This window comes from Cellulosimicrobium protaetiae, assembly GCF_009708005.2.
GTDB classification, from domain to species: Bacteria; Actinomycetota; Actinomycetes; order Actinomycetales; family Cellulomonadaceae; genus Cellulosimicrobium; species Cellulosimicrobium protaetiae.
The window spans coordinates 2,285,187-2,305,274 of the sequence record NZ_CP052757.1; the positions used below are offsets into that span (position 1 = coordinate 2,285,187).

A 20,088-nucleotide genomic window follows, 5' to 3' on the forward strand; every position below is an offset into this window, starting at 1 on the left:
GCCGAAGACGGCAGGATGTGAGGTATGAGCAGGTCCACGCGCTGGATCATCGTGTCGGTGGTCCTTGCGCTCGTCGTGGTGCTCCTCGCACCGTTCGTGTACTCGGAGGTGCAGGACGGTCGTACACCGCCCCCGCTCGGCCTCCAGTCGCCGGGGGAGGGGACGGCGTCGGCCGCCCCCGCCGAGCCTGGTCCCTTCGACGTGGACGGCGAGTGGGTCGTCGGGCCGGGCTCCGAGGCAGGCTTCCGGGCCGACGTCCTGGACGCGCCCGTCGACGAGGCGGTCCTCCTCGGCACCACCTCGGACGTCACGGGGACCTTTCGCGTGCGGTCGGGCGAGCTCCAGACGGCGTCGGTGACGGTCGCGACGACGTCCCTGCGGACCGGGTCCGCGGTCGCGGACCGGCAGCTCCAGCAGGCCCTCGAGTCGGACCTCTACCCGACGACCCTGTTCTCCCTGACCTCCCCGCTCGACGTGAGCGAGCTCGCGAGCACGACGGACCCGGTCCTGCTCGAGGCGTCCGGCGCGCTCACGCTGCGCGACGAGACCGAGGCCGTGACGGTGGCGCTCGAGGCGCAGCGGTCCGGGGACGGCGTCCTCGCGACGGGTGCGATCGGCGTGCGCTTCTCCGACTTCGGCATCGCGGTGCCGCCGAGCGCGCCCGTGCAGGTCCGCGACGAGGGCACCGTCGAGGTGCGGCTCCAGCTCGTCCGACCCGCGACTCCCTGAGGCCCGGGGGCGAGCCCGTGACCTAGGGTGGTCGGGTGGACCACCCGACCGACCTGACGCCCGTCGCCCAGGACTACCTCAAGGTCGTCTGGGCCGCCCAGGAGTGGTCGGACGAGAAGGTGACGACCAAGCTCCTCGCCGAGCGCATCGGCGTCGGCGCCTCGACGGTGTCGGAGACGGTGCGCCGGCTCAGCGCCCAGGGGCTCCTCGACCACGCGCCGTACGGCGCGATCACGCTCACCGAGCGCGGCCGCAGCCTCGCGCTCGCCATGGTGCGACGCCACCGGCTCCTCGAGACCTACCTCGTCTCCGAGCTCGGCTACGGCTGGGACGAGGTGCACGACGAGGCGGAGGTTCTCGAGCACGCCGTCTCCGACCTGCTCGTGGAGCGGATCGACGCGCGCCTCGGGCACCCGACGCGCGACCCGCACGGCGACCCGATCCCGGGCGCGGACGGGACCGTCGTCCGCCCGCCCGCCGTCCCGCTCGCGGACCTCGTCGTGGGCGACCGGGGGACCGTGGTGCGGATCTCCGACGCCGATCCCGACGTCCTGCGCTACCTCGCGGAGATCGGGGTCGGGCTGGACACCGGCGTCGAGGTGCGCGAGCGGCGCGAGTACGCCGGCATCCTCTCGGTCGTCTGGTCGCCGCCGGCGACAGCCGACGGGGGTGGCCCCGCGGCGGGTACCGGGTCGGGCGAGCGCGACGCGCCGGGCCCGACACCGCCCGCCCAGCTCGGCCTGCGCGCCGCCGACCACGTGTGGGTCGTGCGCGCGGAGCCTGTGCCCGCCTAGACTGACGGCCAGCCCCTGCTCTCGTCGCCGACGCCGCCGACACGCCTCGAATCGATTCGACACTCGTCGGTCCGAGGTCTCCCCGACACCGACCGACCCACGACGCCCGAGGCACGAGGACACGATGACCGACCGCACCACGCCCGCGCCCCCGGCCGGCGCGACCGCTCCGAGCCCAGGACGGTTGCGCGGGGCAGGCCCCGCGCTCCTCGCGCTCGCGATGGGCGGCTTCACCATCGGCACCACCGAGTTCGCGACGATGGGCCTGCTCTCCGACATCGCGACCGACCTCGACGTCTCCATCCCCACCGCGGGCCACGCGATCACGGCCTACGCCGTCGGGGTCGTCGTCGGGGCGCCGCTGCTCACCGTCGTCGCCGCACGCCTGCCGCGCAAGACGCTGCTCGTCGCCCTCATGGCGTTCTACACGCTCGGGAACCTGTTCTCCGCGACGGCGGGGAGCATCGAGACCCTCGTCGCCGGCCGGTTCCTCGCGGGACTGCCGCACGGCGCGTTCTTCGGTGTCGGCGCGGCGGTCGGTGCCGCCGTGGCCGGTCCGGGACGGCGCGGACGAGCCGTCGCGACGATGATGGCCGGGCTCACCATCGCCAACGTCGTCGGCGTCCCGCTCTCGACCTTCGCCGGGCAGCAGCTCGGCTGGCGCGCCGCGTTCGTCGTGGTCGGCGCGCTCGGCCTGGTGACGCTCGCCGCCCTGTGGTGGCTGATCCCGGCCGGCGCGGGCAACGAGGACTCCAGCGTGCGCCGCGAGCTCGGCGCGCTGCGCAACGGGCCGCTCTGGCTCGGGTTCGTCGGTGCCGCGGTCGGGTTCGGCGGCATGTTCGCCGTCTACTCCTACGTCGAGCCGACGATCACGCGCGTCACCGGGCTGTCGTCCGCCGCGGTGCCGCTCGTGCTCGCGATCTTCGGCGTCGGCATGACCGTCGGCACCGTGCTCGGCGGCCGCCTCGCCGACCGCTCGGTCATGCGCACCGTCTACCTCGGGTTCGTCTCCACCGGCGTGACGCTCGCGCTGTTCGCCCTCACCGGGCAGCACCCCGTCCCCGCCGTGCTGTCGCTCTTCCTGCTCGGCGTGACCTCCCAGGTCCTCGGCCTCGCGCTGCAGACGCGCCTCATGGACCTCTCGCCCGCCGCGCCCTCGCTCGGCGCGGCCCTGTGCCACTCCGCGCTCAACGTCGGCAACGCGAACGGGGCCTTCCTCGGCGGCCTCGTCATCGCCGCCGGCTGGGGCTACCTCGCCCCGGCCTGGACCGGCGTCGTCCTCACCGCCGCCGGCCTCGGGATCATCCTCCTCGTCGGCCGCCGCCCGGCCGGCGTCGTCGTCGCCACCCTGCCGAACGCCACCCAGCCGGACGACGCCCCGGCACCCGCCGAGACCACCACCCCCGCCCTGCCGAAGTAGAACCGTGGTCGCGCGAGGTAGAACCGTGGTCGCGCGAGGTAGAACCGTGGTCGCGCGAGGTAGAACCGTGGTCGCGCGAAGTAGAACTCTGGTTCGCCGAGGTAGGACTCTTGGTCGGGTCAGGCCCGCGGACCCGGGCCACGACGGTGGTCCTGGGTCTCAAGCTCGCGAGGTCGGGCCCACGGCGACCGTGCTCGGTCCTCAGGTCCGCGGGTTCGGGCCCGGGGCGCCCGCCGTCGGACCCGCCATCGCCCGGCGACCGGCCGACCAGGCCGTCCCGGCAGACCGAACAGGCGACCATGGCTCGTCAGACACCCCGGACGAACCGAAGCCACCTGCTCGACACGACGGGGCGACGGCTCGGCGTGCCGCAGCGACGGCGGCCGCCCGGGTGAGCCACGACCAGGGCGAGACGACGCCGGTCGGGGTGGGTGGTGGTGCCGCGTCGTGGTCGGGCCTGGCGGGAGCCGCGAGGAACGAGCGGCGGATGGTAGACGCGGCACCACCACCCACGCCGACCACCCAGCGCAACCACACGCCGTCGGGCACAAGAGCCAGGGTTCTACTTCGCGCGACCTGGGTTGGCGGTCTCAACTGGTCATCGCAACATCCTGATTCGAGGGGTGTTTTCGGATGGTGCGTGGTGGGGTGTCGGTGCCGCGGCAGTGGCGGCGGGAGTTCTGGCGGGCGTTCGTCGATGGCGTGCCTGTGGTCGCGGCGGCCGCGGGGGTGGGCGTGTCGACCCGCACGGTGCAGGCCTGGATCGCTGAGTCTGGCGGGGTGCCTGATATCGATCTCGCCGCGCCCACGGGCCGGTTCGTGTCGTTCGAAGAACGCGAGCGGATGGCGTTGCTGCGTGCCGAGGGTCATTCGTACGCGGCGATCGGGCGGCGGCTGGGCCGTCCACGCTCGACGATCTGGCGTGAGTTGACCAACCCGGGCCGGCGGGCGAGCGATGGTCGGTATGTGCCCTCGGTCGCGCAGGCCCACCGCGACCGGCAGGCCGCGCGTCCCAAACAGGATCGGCGCAAGCTCGCGCTCGACCCGCGCCTGGCGGGCTATGTCTGCGACCGGCTGGACGGCACCGTGCGACCGGACAGCCGCCGCGCACGGGTGTGGAGCCCGCAGCAGATCGCGAACCGCCTCCCGGTCGACTTCCCCGATGATGAGTCGATGCGGATCAGTCACGAGGCGATCTATCAGGCGTTGTATGTCCAGGGCCGTGGCGGGCTGCGCGCCGAGCTGCACACCGCGCTGCGGACCGGACGCGCCCGCCGCCGCCCTCGGGCCCAGGCCCGCACCAAGCGTCAGGGGCAACGCCTGCTACCGCCCGATGTCCTGATCAGCGAACGCCCGGCCGAGATCGCCGACCGCGCCGTGCCGGGCCACTGGGAGGGCGATCTGATCATCGGTGCCGGCAACAAGTCCGCGATCGGGACCCTGGTCGAGCGCAGCACCCGGTTCGTGATGCTGCTGCACCTGCCGCACGGCTACGCCGCCGAGCAGGTCGCAGAAGCGATGCGGACCAAGATCCGGGCCCTGCCCGAGCACCTACGACGCACCCTCACCTGGGACCGGGGCCGAGAGATGACACCGAACGTCGGCATCGACATCGGATTCACCGATCCCATCGACCTGTTCTTCTGCGACCCGCACGCACCCTGGCAGCGCGGCAGCAACGAGAACACCAACGGGCTCCTACGCCAGTACTACCCCAAAGGCACCGACCTGTCCGTGCACCCCGCATCCGACCTCGAAGACGTCGCAGACGCCCTCAACACCCGACCCCGCCAAACCCTCGGCTGGGCCACCCCCGCCGAGAAGCTCGCCGCGCTACTCTCACCAACCTGACCAACCCGATGTTGCGATGACCGGTTGAGACCAAGGTTCTACCTCGCGCGACCACGGTTCTGTCTCGCGCGACCAGAGTTCTACGTCGCGCGACCACGGTTCTATCTCGGCGACGAGTAGCGCGGCTTCGGGGCGCTCCCAGCCGGGATCCAGCGACGCGCGGTAGGTTGTGCCCTGCGCGCACCGCCGTGCGCGCCGTCACGTCCGGCGCGAGCCGGTGACCCACGAGGAGCGTCCCCGTGAGCAAGAGCGCCACCGCCGGTGCGAGCGTGTCCGCCGGCCACGACGACGAGCCGCTGCCGTCGTCGGGCCCCCGCCCGATCAGCACGCGAACCATGGGCTGGCTGCTCGTCGTGCTGGGCGCGATCGGCCTCTTCGGCTCGGCGGCGCTGGCGATCGAGAAGTTCCTCAAGCTCGCGGACCCGAACCACGTGCCGTCGTGCAGCATCAACGCGCTGCTCGATTGCGGCGACGCGATGGACTCCTGGCAGGGGTCGCTCCTCGGGTTCCCGAACCCGCTGCTGGGCATCGCGGCGTTCCCCGTCGTCATCACGACGGGGGTGGTCGTGCTCGTCGGCGCGCGGCTCCCGCGCTGGTACTGGCTCGCGCTCCTCGGTGGGACGACGCTCGGGATGGGCCTGGTCGTCTTCCTCGTCTGGACGACGATGTACGCCATCTCGGCGATGTGCCCCTACTGCATGGTCGTGTGGTTCGCCATGCTCCCGCTGTTCTGGTACCAGGTGGTCCACGCCGTCCAGGAGGGGTACCTGCCCGCGGGTGACGGCGTGCGGCGCACCCTCGTCGGCAACCGGCACCTGTTCCTGGCGATCGGCTACGTCGCGCTGGTCGCGTGGATCTTCCTGGTCAAGGGCCCGGTCATCATCTCGATGTTCTGACCGCTCCGGGAGGTGTCGCCCGACCCGCCATGAGGCCGCTCGTCAGCGCCAGGCGGGCTGGTCCGGCGCGGCGTCCTGCGGGTGTCCGTGGCCGCCCGGCTGCTGAGCGGCGGGCGGCGCCACCTGGGCCTGGTGGGCCGACTGCGCCGTCGCGCCGGGCTGACCCGCCGGGATCGGGCTGACCACGACCGCGGTGCCGTACGCGCACACCTCCGAGAACGACGCCGCGATCTCGCCCGTGTCGAAGCGCATGCCGACGACGGCGTTCCCGCCCCGACGCTGCGCCTCCTGCACCATGCGGTGCATGACCTCCTGGCGGGACTCGTAGACGAGCTTCGTGTACTCGGTCACCTCGCCGCCGCCGATCGAGCGGAACGAGGCGACGAAGTTCGCCCCGATGTTCGCGCTGCGCACGGTCATGCCCATCACCTCGCCGAGCACCGCGTCGATGCGGTAGCCGGGCACCTCGTTGGTCGTCACGATGATCACGGCGCACATCCTCGCACGGGGTGGACGGGCCGCCGTCGGGCCTCTCGCCGGCCGGTAAACTCGGCCGGGTGACCACGCCTGACACCACCTCGATCCCGCACGCCCCGGACACCCCCGCCGCGGGTGGCCCCGCCCACCGCTACACGCCGGCGCTCGCGGAGCAGATCGAGCTCAAGTGGCAGGAGCTCTGGGAGCAGCGTGGCACGTTCTTCGCCGCGAACCCCACGGGGGAGCTCACGGACGGCGACGGCAACGGCCCCGAGGGCGCGAGCCCGTACTTCATCATGGACATGTTCCCGTACCCGTCGGGGGCAGGCCTGCACGTGGGGCACCCCCTCGGGTACATCGCGACGGACGTCGTCGGGCGCTTCCGGCGCATGCGCGGCGAGAACGTGCTGCACGCGCTGGGCTACGACGCGTTCGGTCTGCCCGCCGAGCAGTACGCCGTGCAGACGGGCCAGCACCCGCGCGTCACGACCGAGGCGAACATCACGAACATGCGTCGCCAGCTGCGCCGCCTCGGCCTGGCGCACGACTCGCGCCGCACGTTCGCGACGATCGACCCCGACTACGTGCGCTGGACGCAGTGGATCTTCCTCCAGATCTTCGACTCCTGGTACGACGCCGACGCGCTGCGCCCCGACGGCGGTCGCGGTCGCGCACGCCGCATCGGCGAGCTCGAGGCCGAGCTCGCCTCCGGTGCGCGGCCGGTCCCGGGCGGCGTCGAGGGCGTCGAGGAGGGTGCGGACTGGGCGACGCTCACGCCGGAGCAGCGCCGCGCCGTCGTCGACTCCCAGCGCCTCGCGTACGTCGACGAGTCGCCGGTGAACTGGGCCCCGGGCCTCGGTACGGTCCTCGCGAACGAGGAGGTCACGGCCGACGGCCGCTCCGAGCGCGGCAACTTCCCGGTCTTCCAGCGCAGCCTGCGCCAGTGGAAGATGCGCATCACCGCGTACGCCGACCGCCTCGCCGACGACCTCGACCTCATCGACTGGCCCGAGAAGGTCACGGCGATGCAGCGCAACTGGATCGGTCGCAGCGAGGGTGCGCTCGTGCGGTTCGCCGTGCTCGGCACGCCCGACGGCGCGAACGACGCCGCGGCGGAGTCCGGCGGCGAGATCGAGGTCTTCACGACGCGACCCGACACCCTGTTCGGTGCGACGTTCATGGTCGTGTCGCCCGAGCACCCGCTGCTCGACGAGGTCCCGGCGCACTGGCCCGACGGCACGTCGAGCGCGTGGACGGGCGGGCACCGCTCGCCGGTCGAGGCGGTCGCCGCCTACCGCCGCGAGGCCGCCGCGAAGACGGCGGTCGAGCGCCAGGCCGACGCCGGCAAGAAGACGGGCGTGTTCACCGGGCACCTCGCGGTGAACCCCGTGAACGGCCAGACGATCCCCGTGTTCACCGCCGACTACGTCCTCATGGGCTACGGCACCGGTGCGATCATGGCCGTCCCGGGTGGCGACGAGCGCGACTTCGCGTTCGCCGAGGCGTTCGGGCTGCCGGTCGTGCGCACGGTCGAGCCCGCGGGCGGGCTGCCGGAGGACTTCACGGGCCCGTACACGGGCGACGGGGTCGCCGTCGGCTCGTCGAACGACGAGGTGTCGCTCGACGGCCTCGACGTGGCGGAGGCCAAGCGGCGCATCACCGAGTGGCTCGTCGGCAAGGGCCTCGGCGAGGGCACCACGACCTACCGCCTGCGCGACTGGCTGTTCAGCCGCCAGCGGTACTGGGGCGAGCCGTTCCCGATCGTGTGGGACGAGAACGACCAGCCCGTCGCGATCCCCGACGCCCTGCTGCCCGTCGACCTGCCCGACGTGCCCGACTACGCGCCGCGCACGTTCGACGCCGACGACGCCGACTCGTCGCCCGAGGCACCGCTCGGCCGCAACGACGAGTGGGTCAACGTCACGCTCGACCTCGGTGACGGCCCGAAGCAGTACCGCCGCGACACCAACACCATGCCCAACTGGGCTGGGTCGTGCTGGTACTACCTGCGCTACCTCGACCCGCGGTGGGACGGCGGCGCGGACGACGTCGTGGTCGACGAGGGCCTCGAGCGGTACTGGATGGGACCGGAGCACAACCCGAGCGCCGGTCGCGCCGGGGGAGTGGACCTGTACGTCGGCGGCGTCGAGCACGCCGTCCTGCACCTGCTCTACGCGCGCTTCTGGCACAAGGTCCTCTACGACCTGGGTCACGTGACGAGCGTCGAGCCGTTCCACAAGCTCTTCAACCAGGGCTACGTCCAGGCGTACGCGTTCACCGACGCGCGCGGCCAGTACGTCCCCGCCGCCGAGGTCGTCGAGGAGCCGGCGTCCGACGGCTCCGGCGAGGTCGTGTACCGCTGGAACGGCGAGGTCGTGCAGCGCGAGTACGGCAAGATGGGCAAGTCGCTCAAGAACGTCGTCACGCCCGACGAGATGTACGCCGAGTACGGCGCCGACACGTTCCGCGTCTACGAGATGTCGATGGGCCCGCTCGACCTGTCGCGCCCGTGGGAGACGCGCGCCGTCGTCGGGTCGCAGCGGTTCCTCCAGCGCTTGTGGCGCAACGTCGTCTCGGAGGAGACGGGCGAGGTGACGGTCGTCGACGAGCCCGCGTCGCCCGAGACGCTGCGCGCCGTGCACCGCGCCATCGCCGACGTGCAGGTCGAGATGGAGCACATGCGCCCCAACACGGCGATCGCGAAGCTCATCACGCTCAACAACCACCTCACGTCGCTCGACCGCGTGCCGCGCGAGGCCGTCGAGCCGCTCGTCCTCATGACGGCGCCCGTCGCGCCGCACATCGCCGAGGAGCTGTGGCAGCGCCTGGGCCACGAGCGCTCGCTCGCGCACGAGCCTTTCCCGACGGCCGACGAGCGCTACCTCGTCGAGGACACCGTGACGTGCGTGGTCCAGGTCAAGGGCAAGGTGCGCGCCCGCCTGGAGGTCCCGCCGTCGATCTCGGAGGAGGACCTCACGGCTGCCGCGCTCTCGGAGCCGAACGTCGTGCGCGCGATCGACGGCGCGGAGGTCCGCAAGGTCATCGTCCGCGCCCCGAAGCTGGTCAACATCGTCGTCTGACGCCCCTTTCGCTGAGTGCATGAAATAGTCGCGTCCGACCTGCTCGGGCGCGACTATTTCATGCACTCACGGGCGGGTGGATGTCCGACGGCGGTCCCGTGCCGCACGCACGCGGCGCACCAGGCGCTCCGGGTGGCGGAGCACGTCGTCGGCCGTCGCCGTGACGATGATCCAGCCGGCGTCCTCGAGCCGCTGCCGCCGCTCCACGTCACGCCGCCACGTCGCCGGGTCGGTCCGGTGGACGTCGCCGTCGTACTCGATCGCGATGCGCAGCTCGGGGTAGGAGAGGTCGGGCAGGGCGAGGAACCGACCGGCGTCGTCGTACGCCGGGACGTTCACCTGCGGGCACGGCAGACCGGACTGGACCAGGAGAAGCCGGGTGCGCGTCTCCATGCTCGAGTCCGTCCCCGGCCTGACGAGGTCGATCGCCTCGCGGCACCGCACGATGCCGCGCATCTTGTACGTTGCGTCCAGGAGACGGCGTAGCTCTCGCACGGTCGTGGCAGGGGCCTTCCGCCGGGTCGCGGAGTCGGCGAGCACGACGACGTCGTCCGGCGGGAGCGAGTGGGACAAGTGCAGCCAGGTCTGGGCTGCGGAGGTCACCGGGAGCCCGTGCGCGGTGGTCGTCGTCAGTGCACGCTGGCCGCAGAAGTGCGCGACGACGTTCGCCCGCTGCAGCCTCTGGTCGCGGCGCGGCGTCACGACGTGGATCCGGTCGTCGTCGGCGAGCCGCCAGGGCACCTCGATCCCGAGCAGCCGGAGTGCCGTGACGTGGCTGAACGCCGCGCCGTCGGGCAGTACCCTGGCCGCGGCCCTGCACACGTCGAGGACGGACACGAGGCTCCCGCGCGGGACCCGCACCCCGGCGAACGGTGCCTCGAGCGAGGGGCTGCGCAGCGACGCGGGCGTCATCCCGAAGGTCTGCGCCGTGCGCGTACGGAAGGGGCGGGTCGGGCTCTGCCGGGTCACCATGCCGACCGAGGATGCCGCCCGCTCCGACCCAGCGAAACCCCGCCCCCCGCGGCTGTGGACAACCACACCGTGAGTGCATGAAATAGTCGCGCTCACCAGGCCCGGACGCGACTATTTCATGCACTCAGCGAGTCAAGGTCAGCGGCGGCGCGTGCCGAAGATGGTGCGGGTGAGCTCGCGGCCGAGCTGGGTGCCTGCCGAGCGGAGGAACGAGTCGAGCGGGTTCGCCGGGCGGGAGCGCGACGAGCCGGACGAACCCGACCCGGACTGGGGCTTCGCGGCGTCGCGCTCGAGCTTCGCGCGCATCTTCTCCAGCTCGGCCTGCTCCTTCTTGGCCGCGCGCTCGGCCTCCCTGGCGGCCTCCTTCGCCGCCTTCTCCTGGGCGGCCGCCTCGGCCTCGGCGGCCGCAGCGGCGGCACGGGCGGCGGCCTGCTCCTGCACCCTGACCTGCAGCAGCTCGAACGCCGACTCGTTGTCGACCGCCGTCCCGTAGCGCGCGAACCCGGGGGACGCCGCGACGATCCCGTCGAGCACGGCCGCGGGCGCTGGCTCCATCGACGACTGCGGCGCCCGCACGCGGGTCCAGGCCACCGGGGTCGGCGCGCCCTTCTCCGTGAGGACCGTGACGACGGCCTCGCCCGTGCCGAGCGACTGGAGCAGGCGTTCGAGGTCGTACGGCGAGGTCGGATAGGTGCGCACGGCCGCTCGCAGGGCCGCGGCGTCGTCGGGCGTGAAGGCGCGCAGCGCGTGCTGGACCCGGTTGCCGAGCTGCGCGAGCACGTCCGCGGGGACGTCCTTGGGGCTCTGCGTCACGAAGAACACGCCGACGCCCTTCGACCGCACGAGCCGCACCGTCTGCACGACCTGCTGGAGGAACTCCTTCGACGCGCCCGTGAACAGCAGGTGCGCCTCGTCGAAGAAGAACACGAGCCTCGGCTTCTCCGCGTCCCCGACCTCGGGCAGTTCCTGGAACAGGTCGGCGAGCAGCCACATGAGGAACGTCGAGAACAGCGCGGGCCGGTCCTGCACCGCGGGGAGCTCGAGCGCGGAGATCACGCCCCGCCCGTCGGGCGCCACGCGCAGCAGCTCCGACGTCGCGAACGCCGGCTCGCCGAAGAACACGTCCGCGCCCTGCGCCTGGAGCGCGACGATCTCGCGCAGGATGACGCCCGCCGTCGCGCTCGACACCCCGCCGATGCCCTTGAGCTCCGCCTTGCCCTCGTCCGACGTGAGGTAGGCGATCGTCGACTGGAGGTCCTTGAGGTCGAGCAGCGCGAGCCCCTGGGAGTCGGCCCAGTGGACGATCAGCCCGAGGCTCGACTCCTGCGTCTCGTTGAGCCCGAGGACCTTGGAGAGCAGGAGCGGTCCGAAGTCCGTGACGGTCGTGCGGATCGGCACACCGGCCCCGAGCCCGCCGAGCGAGTAGAACTCGACGGGGAAGGTCGTCGGGCTCCAGGTCTGCCCGATCGACGCCGAGCGCTCCACGATCTTCTCGTTCGACTCGCCGGGTACGGCGAGCCCGGACAGGTCGCCCTTGACGTCCGCGAGGAACACGGGCACGCCCGCGGTCGACAGTCCCTCCGCCATGCCCTGGAGCGTCTTCGTCTTGCCGGTCCCGGTCGCGCCTGCGACGAGCCCGTGCCGGTTGAGCATGCTCAGGGCGAACCCCACCTGCACGTCGGCGCGCGGCGTCGGGTCGGCGCCCGGCTCGCCCTCGAGCAACGCGCCGAGAGCGAGCGTGCCGCCCCGGTAGGCGTAGCCCGCCGCCACCTCGGCGGCGTATCCCTCGAGCGGCCCGGTGCCCGACGACGGCGCCTCCTCGGCAGGCGCGCTCGCCTCCGCGCCCGGTCCTGCGCCCGACGGCGACGCCCCCTCGCGGGAGCCGCTCGCCTCGGCGGTGTCGGAGGGCGAGGACGTGCCGGTGGTCCCGGTGGGGTCGCCTGCAACCGTCGCGTCGGCACCCCCGGGAGCCGCGACGTCGGGAGCGGTACCCGCCTGCGCGGCTGCCTCCGCGGCCTCGAGCGCTGCCTGTGCGGCGACGGCCTTGGCCTCCGCAGCCTCGGCGGCCGCCTGCGCAGCGGCCGCGCGCAGGGCGGCGAGCTCGATCGGGGACTGTGCGGCGTCGTCGGCCATGCTCGGATCGTAGGGGCGGCGGCGGACGGCCGCAGCCGGGCCGGGATGCGCGGCGACCCGTGCGCGCCGTAAGGTGGCGCGGCCATGTCAGACCACCACGTGCACGTCGTCACCGACTCGACGGCGTCGCTCCCGCCCGGCACGGACGAGCGGCTGCGCTCCGTCCCGCTGCACGTGATCGTCGACGACGAGTCCTCCCTCGAGGGGGTCGACCTCACCGCCGACGACGTCGCCGCGCACCTGCTGGCGGGACGCCGCGTGACGACGTCGCAGCCGACCCCGCGCGCGTTCGGCGAGGCGTACGCCGCGGCCGCGGCCGCGGGCGCGAGCGAGATCGTCTCCGTCCACCTGTCGGGCGAGCTGTCGGGCACCGTGCACGCGGCAGCGCTCGCCGCGGCCGACGCACCGGTGCCGGTGCGGGTCGTGGACTCCCGGACCGTCGCGATGGGGTTGGGCTTCGCGGCGCGGGCCGCGGCGCGGGCGGCGGTGGCGGGGGCGGGCACCGACGTCGTCGCCCGCCGTGCCATCGAGGTCGCCGACGCGAGCCGGGCGGTCTTCCTCGTCGACTCGCTGGACCACCTCCGGCGCGGCGGCCGGCTCAGCGCCGCCTCGGCGGCCCTCGGTACGGTGCTCGGCGTGCGACCGCTGCTGGCCGTGCGGCACGGACGGATCGAGGTCGTGCAGAAGGTCCGCACCAAGGCGGCTGCCGTCGAGCGGCTGACGACGGTCGCCGTCGAGTCGGCGGGTCGCCGGTCGAGGCCGGCGCTCGCGGTCCACCACGTCGGCGACGACGACGGCGCGCACCGCCTGGCGGTCGAGCTCACCGACCGGACGGGTCTCGACGTCGTGGTCACCTCGGTGAGCGCCGTGCTGGGAGCGCACGTCGGGCCGGGCGTGCTGGCCGTCGTGGTCGCGGACCTTGCCGACCGCGGGTCGGGAGTCGGGGAGCTCACGGGCTCGCTCTGAGGCACTCTCGACCGCTCCGAGGCGGGTCGGTGCGGGTCGTGGCCGTGCACAGGGCCGCGAGGCGGTGCTCCCGTCCACAGCGTCACTCGCCGACCCGGCACGGCACCGCCCGACGTCCGTACGGTGCGCGACGTGAGCACTCCTCGGCACGAGCCGCGCCAGCACGCCCGCCCCGGTCGCGACCCCGCACGGGAGAGCGCCGTCGTCCGTCAGCGCCTCCGGGCCGTGGCCGGAACCGGGCGGCCCGCGCTCGCCTGGCACCCGGCGACGGCGGCCCTTCCGACGGTCTCCCGGGCTGACGCGGACGCGCGCCCGGTGCACTGGGACGTCCCGCACCCCGCTGCGGACGACATCCCGTGGCGGGGAGCCCTCGGCCTGCCGACGGACGCTCCCCACGACCGTGCAGAGGCGTCGGAGCCGGGCGAGGCCGCGGTCGGGCGCGGGTCGGAGGCGCGACGCGTCGAGAGGACCGGCTGGCTCCCGGAGAGGCCGGGTGCCGTCGACGCATCGCCCGCGCACGAGCCGGTGCCGGGCCACGACCCGGCGCTTCGGCACGACCTCGCACCGGACCATGACCCTCTGCTGGACCACGACTCTTCGTCGGGGCACGACCGCGAGCCGGGCGACGGCAGCGGTCTCGTGCCGGGTCGCCGACAGCAGTCCGAGCCTTCCGGCGCCCGCCCGTCCGTCGGTGCGCGTCCGGGCAGCGCCGAGGCAGCCGTGGACCGCCTGCGGTACCGGGCGGCGGCGACCGCGGCGAGCGCGTACACCGCTGCGCACGGGCACCCGACGGCGCACTCGGGGTTCGCCGACCTCGGTGAGGAGGGCCGCCCCCGCTGGGGGCTGCGACCCCGGGTGGCGGTCGCGGCACTCGTCGTCGTGCTGGCTCTCGCGGCCGGGGTCGTGCTGCTCCGGTCACCGGTGGGCGGTGTGGAGCCGATGGCCCGGCTCGACGTGGCGGGGGCCGGGGCGGTCGCCACCGGACCAGGCTCCGAGGCGGGAGCCGCCGGCGGCACGGGCGGGACCGACGCCGCACCCGACGGTGGCGAGACCGGGTCGCCAGACGCGGGTGACGGCACCCCGGTACCCACCGCCGGCGACCCCGGAGCCGAGGTGGTCGTGCACGTCGTCGGGCAGGTCGCGGCGCCGGGGCTCGTGAAGGTCGCGGCGAAGGCCCGCGTCGCGGACGCGCTCGAGGCCGCGGGCGGAGCGACGCCGGAGGCCGATCTCGCCGCCCTCAACCTCGCGCGGACGGTGACCGACGGAGAGCAGATCGTCGTCCCGCGACCTGGCGAGGCCGTTCCCGCCCCTGCGCCGGCGTCCGGTGCCGTGGCTGGAACGGCCGGCGCTCCGGTCGACCTCAACGCCGCCGACGCCGCGGCTCTCGACGCGCTGCCCGGCATCGGGCCCGTGCTCGCCGAGCGCATCGTCGCGTGGCGGACGGAGAACGGTCCGTTCACGACGGTCGACGAGCTCGGCGAGGTGAGCGGGATCGGGCCCGCCGTCCTCGCGGACGTGCGCGACCTGGTCCGCGTGTGACCGACCTGCGGCTCGTCCCGGCGGCGCTCGCGGCGTGGGCGACGGCGTTCCTCTCCGTGGAGGCGTCTCCGGGGGCGACCCTGCGCGGGGCCGGAGTCGCCGTCGTGCTGCTGGCAGTCGTGCTCGGGGTCGTGGTGCTCGGGGCCGTGGTGCTCGGGGCCGTGGTGCTCGACGGCACGCCGCGCGGGACGCGGTGGGTCCGCCGCGGTGCGACGGCGGCCGCGTCCGGCCCGTCCGCCGGGTCGGCGCGTGCGACGACGTCGGACCGGGCAGTCCCACGGCTCCCGGGGGGCTCCGGGACGCGCGCGCTCGTGCGAGCGGTCGCACGGGCGCCGGGACAGGTCGTCCTCGTGGTCGCGTGCGTGGCGGCGGTGCTCGTGTCCGCCGGCGCGCAGTCCGTCGACCGGGCGGCGCTGGCCGACCTGGCGGGCACGGGCGCGACCGCGACCGTCACGGCGACCGTGCGTTCCGCCGTCGTGCCGCGGACGAACCCGTGGTCCGGAGCGACCGACCGGCACGAGGTCCGGGTCGCCCTCGACGTGCTCACCGCCCGGGGCGTGACGACCGCGGCGCGCGGTCCCGTCGTCGTCACCGGGTCGGGCGAGGGCTGGATCGACCTCGCGTACGGTGCGACCGTCGTGGTCACGGGCCGTCTCGACGTCCAGGGGGACCGGACGGTGCTGCGCGCGGACACCCCGCCGCGCGTCGTCGAACGACCGGGCGCGTTCCTGCGCGGGGTGGACGCGATGCGACAGGGGCTCCTGGAGGCGACCGACGGGCTGAGCCCGCAGGCGCGCGGACTCGTGCCCGGCGTCGCGGTCGGCGACACGTCGCGGCTCGACCCGGAGCTCGACGAGGCGATGCGGACGACGTCGCTCACGCACGTCACGGCCGTGTCCGGCGGACACTTCGCGATCGTCGTGGCGTGCGTCGCCGCGCTGTGCGTCCTCGCGCGTGCGCCACGCTGGGCGCGCGTGGTCGTGACGGGAGCGGCCATGGCCGGCTTCGTCGTGCTCGTCCACCCGGAGCCGAGCGTCCTGCGGGCGGCGGCGATGGGGGTGGTAGGGGTCGTCGGCATCGCGCTCGGGAGGCCGTCGCGCGCGGTCGCCGCGCTCGGCGCCGGCGTCGTCGTGCTGCTGGTCGTCGATCCCTGGCTCGCGCGTTCGTACGGGTTCGTCCTCTCGGTCGCGGCGACGGCCGGTCTCGCGCTCCTCACCGCGCCGATCGCCCGGCGGCTGTCGCCCTGGTGCGGGCGGACCGCCGCGCACGTCCTCGCCGTGCCGGTCGCGGCGCAGGCGGCCTGCGCGCCGGTCCTCGTCCTGCTCGACCCGAGCGTGAGCACGTGGTCCGTCCCGGCCAACGTCGTCGCTGCCCCGGCACTGGGGCCCGCGACGGTCCTGGGCGTCCTGGCGACGCTCGTCGCGCCGTGGTGGCCGGCGGCGGCGACCGCGCTCGGGTGGACCGCGGGCCTCTTCACGGGATGGATCGCGGGGGTCGCGCGGGTGTTCGCCGACCTACCGGGCGCGCGGCTGCCCTGGCCAGGGGGACCCGGTGGGACGGCGCTGCTCGCGGTCGCGACCGCCGTGCTGCTCGCCGTGGTGCTCCGGTCTCGCGCGCTGCGGGAGGCGGGGGAGCGGCGCGCGGTCCGGCGGGCGTCGTCGCCATCGCTGCGCGAGCGTGCCTCCCGCGCCGTGCGTGCGGTCCGGCACACCTGGTCGTGGGACCGGCGCCCTCCGTGGCGCCCCGCCGGCGCCGTCCGAGGCGGGGCGCGCCGCTCCTCGGGGCGCGTCGTCCCCGTGCTGCTCGTCGCGTCGGCGCTGGTCCTCCTCGTCGTGCTCGTGCGGCCGCTCGTCGTCCGGGGCGGGTCGGTGCCGCAGGACTGGGTGGTCGTGGCGTGCGACGTCGGGCAGGGCGACGCGCTCGTCCTGCGCTCGGGGCCCGCCGCGGCGGTCGTCGTCGACGTGGGGCCGCCCGGCGACGCCGCGGACCGGTGCCTCGACCGCTTGGGGGTCGAGACCGTCGACCTGCTCGTGCTCAGCCACTTCCATGCCGACCACGTCGGCGGGCTCGACGGCGTGCTGCGGGGCCGGACCGTCGAGCGCGCCCTCGTGACCGGGACGGCGGACCCCGCGGCGCAGACCGAGCGGACGCTCGGGGCGTTGGAGGACGCGGATGTCCCGGTGCAGGTGGCGCAGGCGCGCGCCGTCGGTGGCGCGGGCGGACCCGAGGGCGCGGTGCCGGGGCACGGCGGCTCCTCGGGCGGCGCGAGCGCCGGCGTGCGCTGGGAGGTGCTCCAGGCCGGAGCGGGTCGCGGAACGTCGGCCGCAGCCGGTACCGACCTCGTGGAGTCCGACGGCGGGGCGAACGACGCGAGCGTGGTGCTCCTCGTGCACGTGGCGGGGCTGGACGTCGTCGCGCTGGGCGACCTGGAGGACGCGGGTCAGACGGCTCTCGCCCGGACGCTCGCGCGGCGCGGCTCCGGTCCCGTGGACGTCGTCAAGGTCGCCCACCACGGCTCGGCGACGCAGTCCGACCGCCTGGCCGAGGTGCTCTCGCCGACGGTCGCGCTCGTCAGCTCGGGGGAGAACACCTACGGGCACCCGACCGACCGCGCGCTCGACCTCTACCGCGGGGTCGGTGCGACGGTCCTGCGGACCGACACCTGCGGGACGTTCGCGCTCGTCGTCCGCGACGGCGTCCTCGCGGCCGCGGGGTGCGGCTGAGCCGGGAGCGCTGCGGTCGCGGGGTGCGGCCGAGCCGGGACCGCCGAGGACGGGGCGCCCTGCTCCCGCCGTGGGCGACTCGTGGGAGGCTGGTGCCATGCCCGCGCCGACCCGTTCCGCCCGTCCCTCCGCCGGTCCGTCGCTCGCGTGGGACGACGTGCGTCTCGCACCGGTCGTGCTGGTCCAGGGCCCGGAGTCGCTCCTCGCGGAGCGTGCGGTGGACGCGATCGTCGGGCTCGCGCGCGAGCGGGACCCCGAGGTCGAGAAGGTCACCCTGGAGGCCGCGACGTACCAGGCGGGCATGCTCACCGTCGCGGCGAGCCCGTCGCTCTTCGGTGAGGCGAAGGTCGTCGTGGTCGAGGGGGCCGAGGGCGCGACCGACGCGCTCGTCGCAGACGTCGTGGACTACGTCCCCGTCGCGGACCCCGCGACGACGGTCGTCGTCGTCCACGGGGGCGGCGTGCGCGGCAAGCGCATGCTCGACGCGATCAAGGCGAGCGGTGCGCCCGTCGTCCCGGTCGAGGCGATCAAGAAGGACTCCGACAAGACCGCGTTCGTGACGGCCGAGTTCCGCCGCGCCCGCCGACGCATCGACGCGTCGGGGGTGCGGGCGCTCGTCGAGGCGCTCGGCAACGACCTGCGCGAGCTCGCCGCCGCGTGCCACCAGCTGGTCACCGACACGGACGGCACCGTGAGCGAGGCCGTCGTGGACCGCTACTACGGGGGTCGGGTCGAGGCGACGGGGTTCCGCGTCGCCGACGCCGCCGTCGCGGGGAACGCGGGGGAGGCGGTCGCGCTCCTGCGCCACGCGCTCGCGACCGGCGCGGACCCGGTGCCGCTCGTCGCGGCGCTCGCGATGAAGCTCAGGGCGCTCGCCAAGGTCGGCGCGATGCGTGGGCGCGGCGGGATCACGGCCAAGGACCTCGGGCTCGCACCCTGGCAGGTCGACCGTGCGCGTCGCGAGCTCGCGGGCTGGACCCCGGAGGGACTCGCGACGGCGATCAGCGCCGTCGCGCAGGCCGACGCCGAGGTGAAGGGTGCGGGGCGGGACCCGGTGTTCGCCGTCGAGCGCGCGGTCCTCACCATCGCGCGCGCCCAGGGTCGCTGACCAAGCCCTACCTGGATCACCAGAGTTCTCCCTCGGGTGACCAGGGTTCTACGTCGGGAGACCGGAGTTCTACCTCGCGGTTCCACGCTCTTGCCCCGGCAGGGCCGGACGCACGGAGGGGCGCCGACCCGTGCGGGTCGGCGCCCCTCCGTGGGAAGCCTGTGCGGCCGTCGTGACGCTCAGCGTGTCACGCCGACGCGGGCGAACCGTGCGCTCAGAGAGCGTTGACGGCCTTCGCGATGGCCGACTTGCGGTTCGCGGCCTGGTTCGCGTGGATGACGCCCTTCGAGACGGCCTTGTCGAGCTTGCGCGACGCGGCCTGGAGCGCGGTGCTCGCCGCGTCCTTGTCGCCCGCGGCGACGGCCTCGCGCACGCGGCGCACGTACGTCTTGAGCTCGGACTTGACCGCCTTGTTGCGCAGGCGAGCCTTCTCGTTCGTACGGATGCGCTTGATCTGGGACTTGATGTTTGCCACGTGTGGACTCTCTGGTTCTGTTCGCCGGAGCGAGCGGATAGGTCGTAGAGGGCGGCTCCAGCTCCGGGACTGGGGTGGGGAACCCGTGGAGAGGTGCTGGGGCTGTGCCCGCCGACCTGGGCGGACACGCGACCACCAAGACTACCAGCGGTCGTGGTCCGAACTCCAATCCGTCGGACTCGCCGCAGGATCCGCCGACCGCGGCCCCGACGGAACCCGCCGCATACCGCGCGTCAGACCCTCCGCGACGGGACCCTGGTGCACCGCTCCGCGCTCTCAGCGGTGCTGCGAGACGCCCGCCACCACGCGGTCGAAGACGTCGCGGCCCACGACGGCACCCTCGCGCCGGACGGCACCCGGGTCGACGCGGATCACGCGGTCGAGCCGGACCTCGCTGTCGCGGCCCCTCGCGTCCCACGGGCCGGACCCGATGTCGAGCCAGTAGCGTCCCCAGCGCGCCTCGTCGCGCGCGTCGCGCGAGTGGTCCTTGCTCGTCAGCATCACGCCGAGGAGCCACGCCCCGTCCGACCCGACGAGCAGCACGGGGCGGTCCTTGCCCTGCGAGAAGTCCTCCTCGAACGGCACCCAGGTCCAGACGATCTCGCCGGGGTCCGGGTCGCCGTCCAGCCGCGGAGCGTACCGGGCGCGCACGCGGCCCTCGTAGTCGCCGGGGTAGCCGCCGCCTGCCGCCTGCCGAGCAGGAGCTCCGGGCCGGGCCGGGGGCGTGGGGCGGGGCCCCGGGCGCGGGGACGGGGTCCGGCCCGACGTCGTCCGTTCCCTCCCCGGAGCGCGGGTCGCCCCGGTGCCCGAGCGCGAGCCGCCCCGCGAGTGCGACGAGCGCGTGAGCCCGGAGACGACGGCGCGTGCCGCGTCGGTGAGAAGTCCCAGCCATCGGTTGCGTGCCACGCGCGCACCCTACCGGGCG

At 74.4% G+C, this 20,088-nt stretch carries 15 protein-coding genes; 10 read left to right on the plus strand and 5 right to left on the minus strand.

Translation table 11 applies throughout. The annotated features are described in order from the left end of the window. The first annotated feature begins 24 nt into the window (after positions 1 to 24). The 5 genes from FIC82_RS09605 (at position 25) to FIC82_RS09625 (ending at position 5,690) form a co-directional block, all read left to right on the plus strand. Positions 25 to 729: a YceI family protein gene (locus FIC82_RS09605; RefSeq protein ID WP_154798401.1), complete on the plus strand. Its 705-nt coding sequence runs from the start codon at positions 25 to 27 to the stop codon at positions 727 to 729. A gap of 35 nt (positions 730 to 764) precedes the next feature. Next, on the plus strand, positions 765 to 1,523 hold the full coding sequence (locus FIC82_RS09610; protein WP_168731679.1) for a metal-dependent transcriptional regulator: 759 nt from the start codon (positions 765 to 767) through the stop codon (positions 1,521 to 1,523). 124 nt (positions 1,524 to 1,647) lie between these two features. Then, positions 1,648 to 2,943, plus strand: coding sequence for an MFS transporter (locus FIC82_RS09615; RefSeq protein WP_154798402.1), 1,296 nt, complete (start codon positions 1,648 to 1,650; stop codon positions 2,941 to 2,943). A 633-nt stretch (positions 2,944 to 3,576) separates the two neighbouring features. Next, positions 3,577 to 4,794, plus strand: coding sequence for an IS30 family transposase (locus FIC82_RS09620; RefSeq protein WP_154797467.1), 1,218 nt, complete (start codon positions 3,577 to 3,579; stop codon positions 4,792 to 4,794). A gap of 239 nt (positions 4,795 to 5,033) precedes the next feature. Further along, positions 5,034 to 5,690 (plus strand): vitamin K epoxide reductase family protein, encoded by a 657-nt coding sequence (locus FIC82_RS09625; protein WP_253691688.1) that lies wholly within the window; start codon positions 5,034 to 5,036, stop codon positions 5,688 to 5,690. A gap of 42 nt (positions 5,691 to 5,732) precedes the next feature. On the opposite strand, the gene FIC82_RS09630 is transcribed toward FIC82_RS09625, so the two are convergent. Then, positions 5,733 to 6,179 (minus strand): YbjQ family protein, encoded by a 447-nt coding sequence (locus FIC82_RS09630; protein ID WP_168731680.1) that lies wholly within the window; start codon positions 6,177 to 6,179, stop codon positions 5,733 to 5,735. A 68-nt stretch (positions 6,180 to 6,247) separates the two neighbouring features. On the opposite strand from FIC82_RS09630, the gene leuS reads away from it, so the two are divergent. Continuing rightward, the gene (leuS, locus tag FIC82_RS09635; RefSeq protein ID WP_418884351.1) at positions 6,248 to 9,247 is read left to right on the plus strand and encodes a leucine--tRNA ligase; all 3,000 of its coding nucleotides are present in this window, start codon (positions 6,248 to 6,250) and stop codon (positions 9,245 to 9,247) included. A gap of 66 nt (positions 9,248 to 9,313) precedes the next feature. On the opposite strand, the gene FIC82_RS09640 is transcribed toward leuS, so the two are convergent. Together FIC82_RS09640 and FIC82_RS09645 are read right to left on the minus strand one after the other, a co-directional pair. Further along, on the minus strand, positions 9,314 to 10,219 hold the full coding sequence (locus FIC82_RS09640) for a hypothetical protein (protein ID WP_154798404.1): 906 nt from the start codon (positions 10,217 to 10,219) through the stop codon (positions 9,314 to 9,316). Positions 10,220 to 10,357: 138 nt separating this feature from the next. Continuing rightward, entirely contained in the window at positions 10,358 to 12,352 is a 1,995-nt protein-coding gene (locus FIC82_RS09645; RefSeq protein ID WP_154798405.1) for a helicase HerA-like domain-containing protein, read from the minus strand. An 84-nt stretch (positions 12,353 to 12,436) separates the two neighbouring features. Here FIC82_RS09645 and FIC82_RS09650 point away from each other — a divergent pair, with 84 nt between their 5' ends. The 4 genes from FIC82_RS09650 (at position 12,437) to holA (ending at position 18,688) form a co-directional block, all read left to right on the plus strand. After that, positions 12,437 to 13,318, plus strand: a complete 882-nt coding sequence (locus FIC82_RS09650) for a DegV family protein (RefSeq protein ID WP_154798406.1) — start codon at positions 12,437 to 12,439, stop codon at positions 13,316 to 13,318. A 132-nt stretch (positions 13,319 to 13,450) separates the two neighbouring features. Beyond that, positions 13,451 to 14,857 (plus strand): helix-hairpin-helix domain-containing protein, encoded by a 1,407-nt coding sequence (locus tag FIC82_RS21260; protein WP_154798407.1) that lies wholly within the window; start codon positions 13,451 to 13,453, stop codon positions 14,855 to 14,857. Further along, entirely contained in the window at positions 14,854 to 17,580 is a 2,727-nt protein-coding gene (locus FIC82_RS09660; protein WP_168731681.1) for a ComEC/Rec2 family competence protein, read from the plus strand. Before FIC82_RS21260 ends, FIC82_RS09660 begins: the two co-directional genes overlap by 4 nt. Before the next feature lie 97 nt (positions 17,581 to 17,677). Next, a complete protein-coding gene (gene holA / locus FIC82_RS09665) occupies positions 17,678 to 18,688 on the plus strand; it encodes a DNA polymerase III subunit delta (RefSeq protein ID WP_154798408.1) in 1,011 nt (336 codons plus the stop codon). A gap of 214 nt (positions 18,689 to 18,902) precedes the next feature. On the opposite strand, the gene rpsT is transcribed toward holA, so the two are convergent. Continuing rightward, positions 18,903 to 19,163 (minus strand): 30S ribosomal protein S20, encoded by a 261-nt coding sequence (gene rpsT / locus FIC82_RS09670; protein WP_047232984.1) that lies wholly within the window; start codon positions 19,161 to 19,163, stop codon positions 18,903 to 18,905. A gap of 276 nt (positions 19,164 to 19,439) precedes the next feature. Beyond that, positions 19,440 to 20,069 (minus strand): type II toxin-antitoxin system PemK/MazF family toxin, encoded by a 630-nt coding sequence (locus FIC82_RS09675; protein ID WP_168731682.1) that lies wholly within the window; start codon positions 20,067 to 20,069, stop codon positions 19,440 to 19,442. Between the last annotated feature and the right edge of the window lie 19 nt (positions 20,070 to 20,088).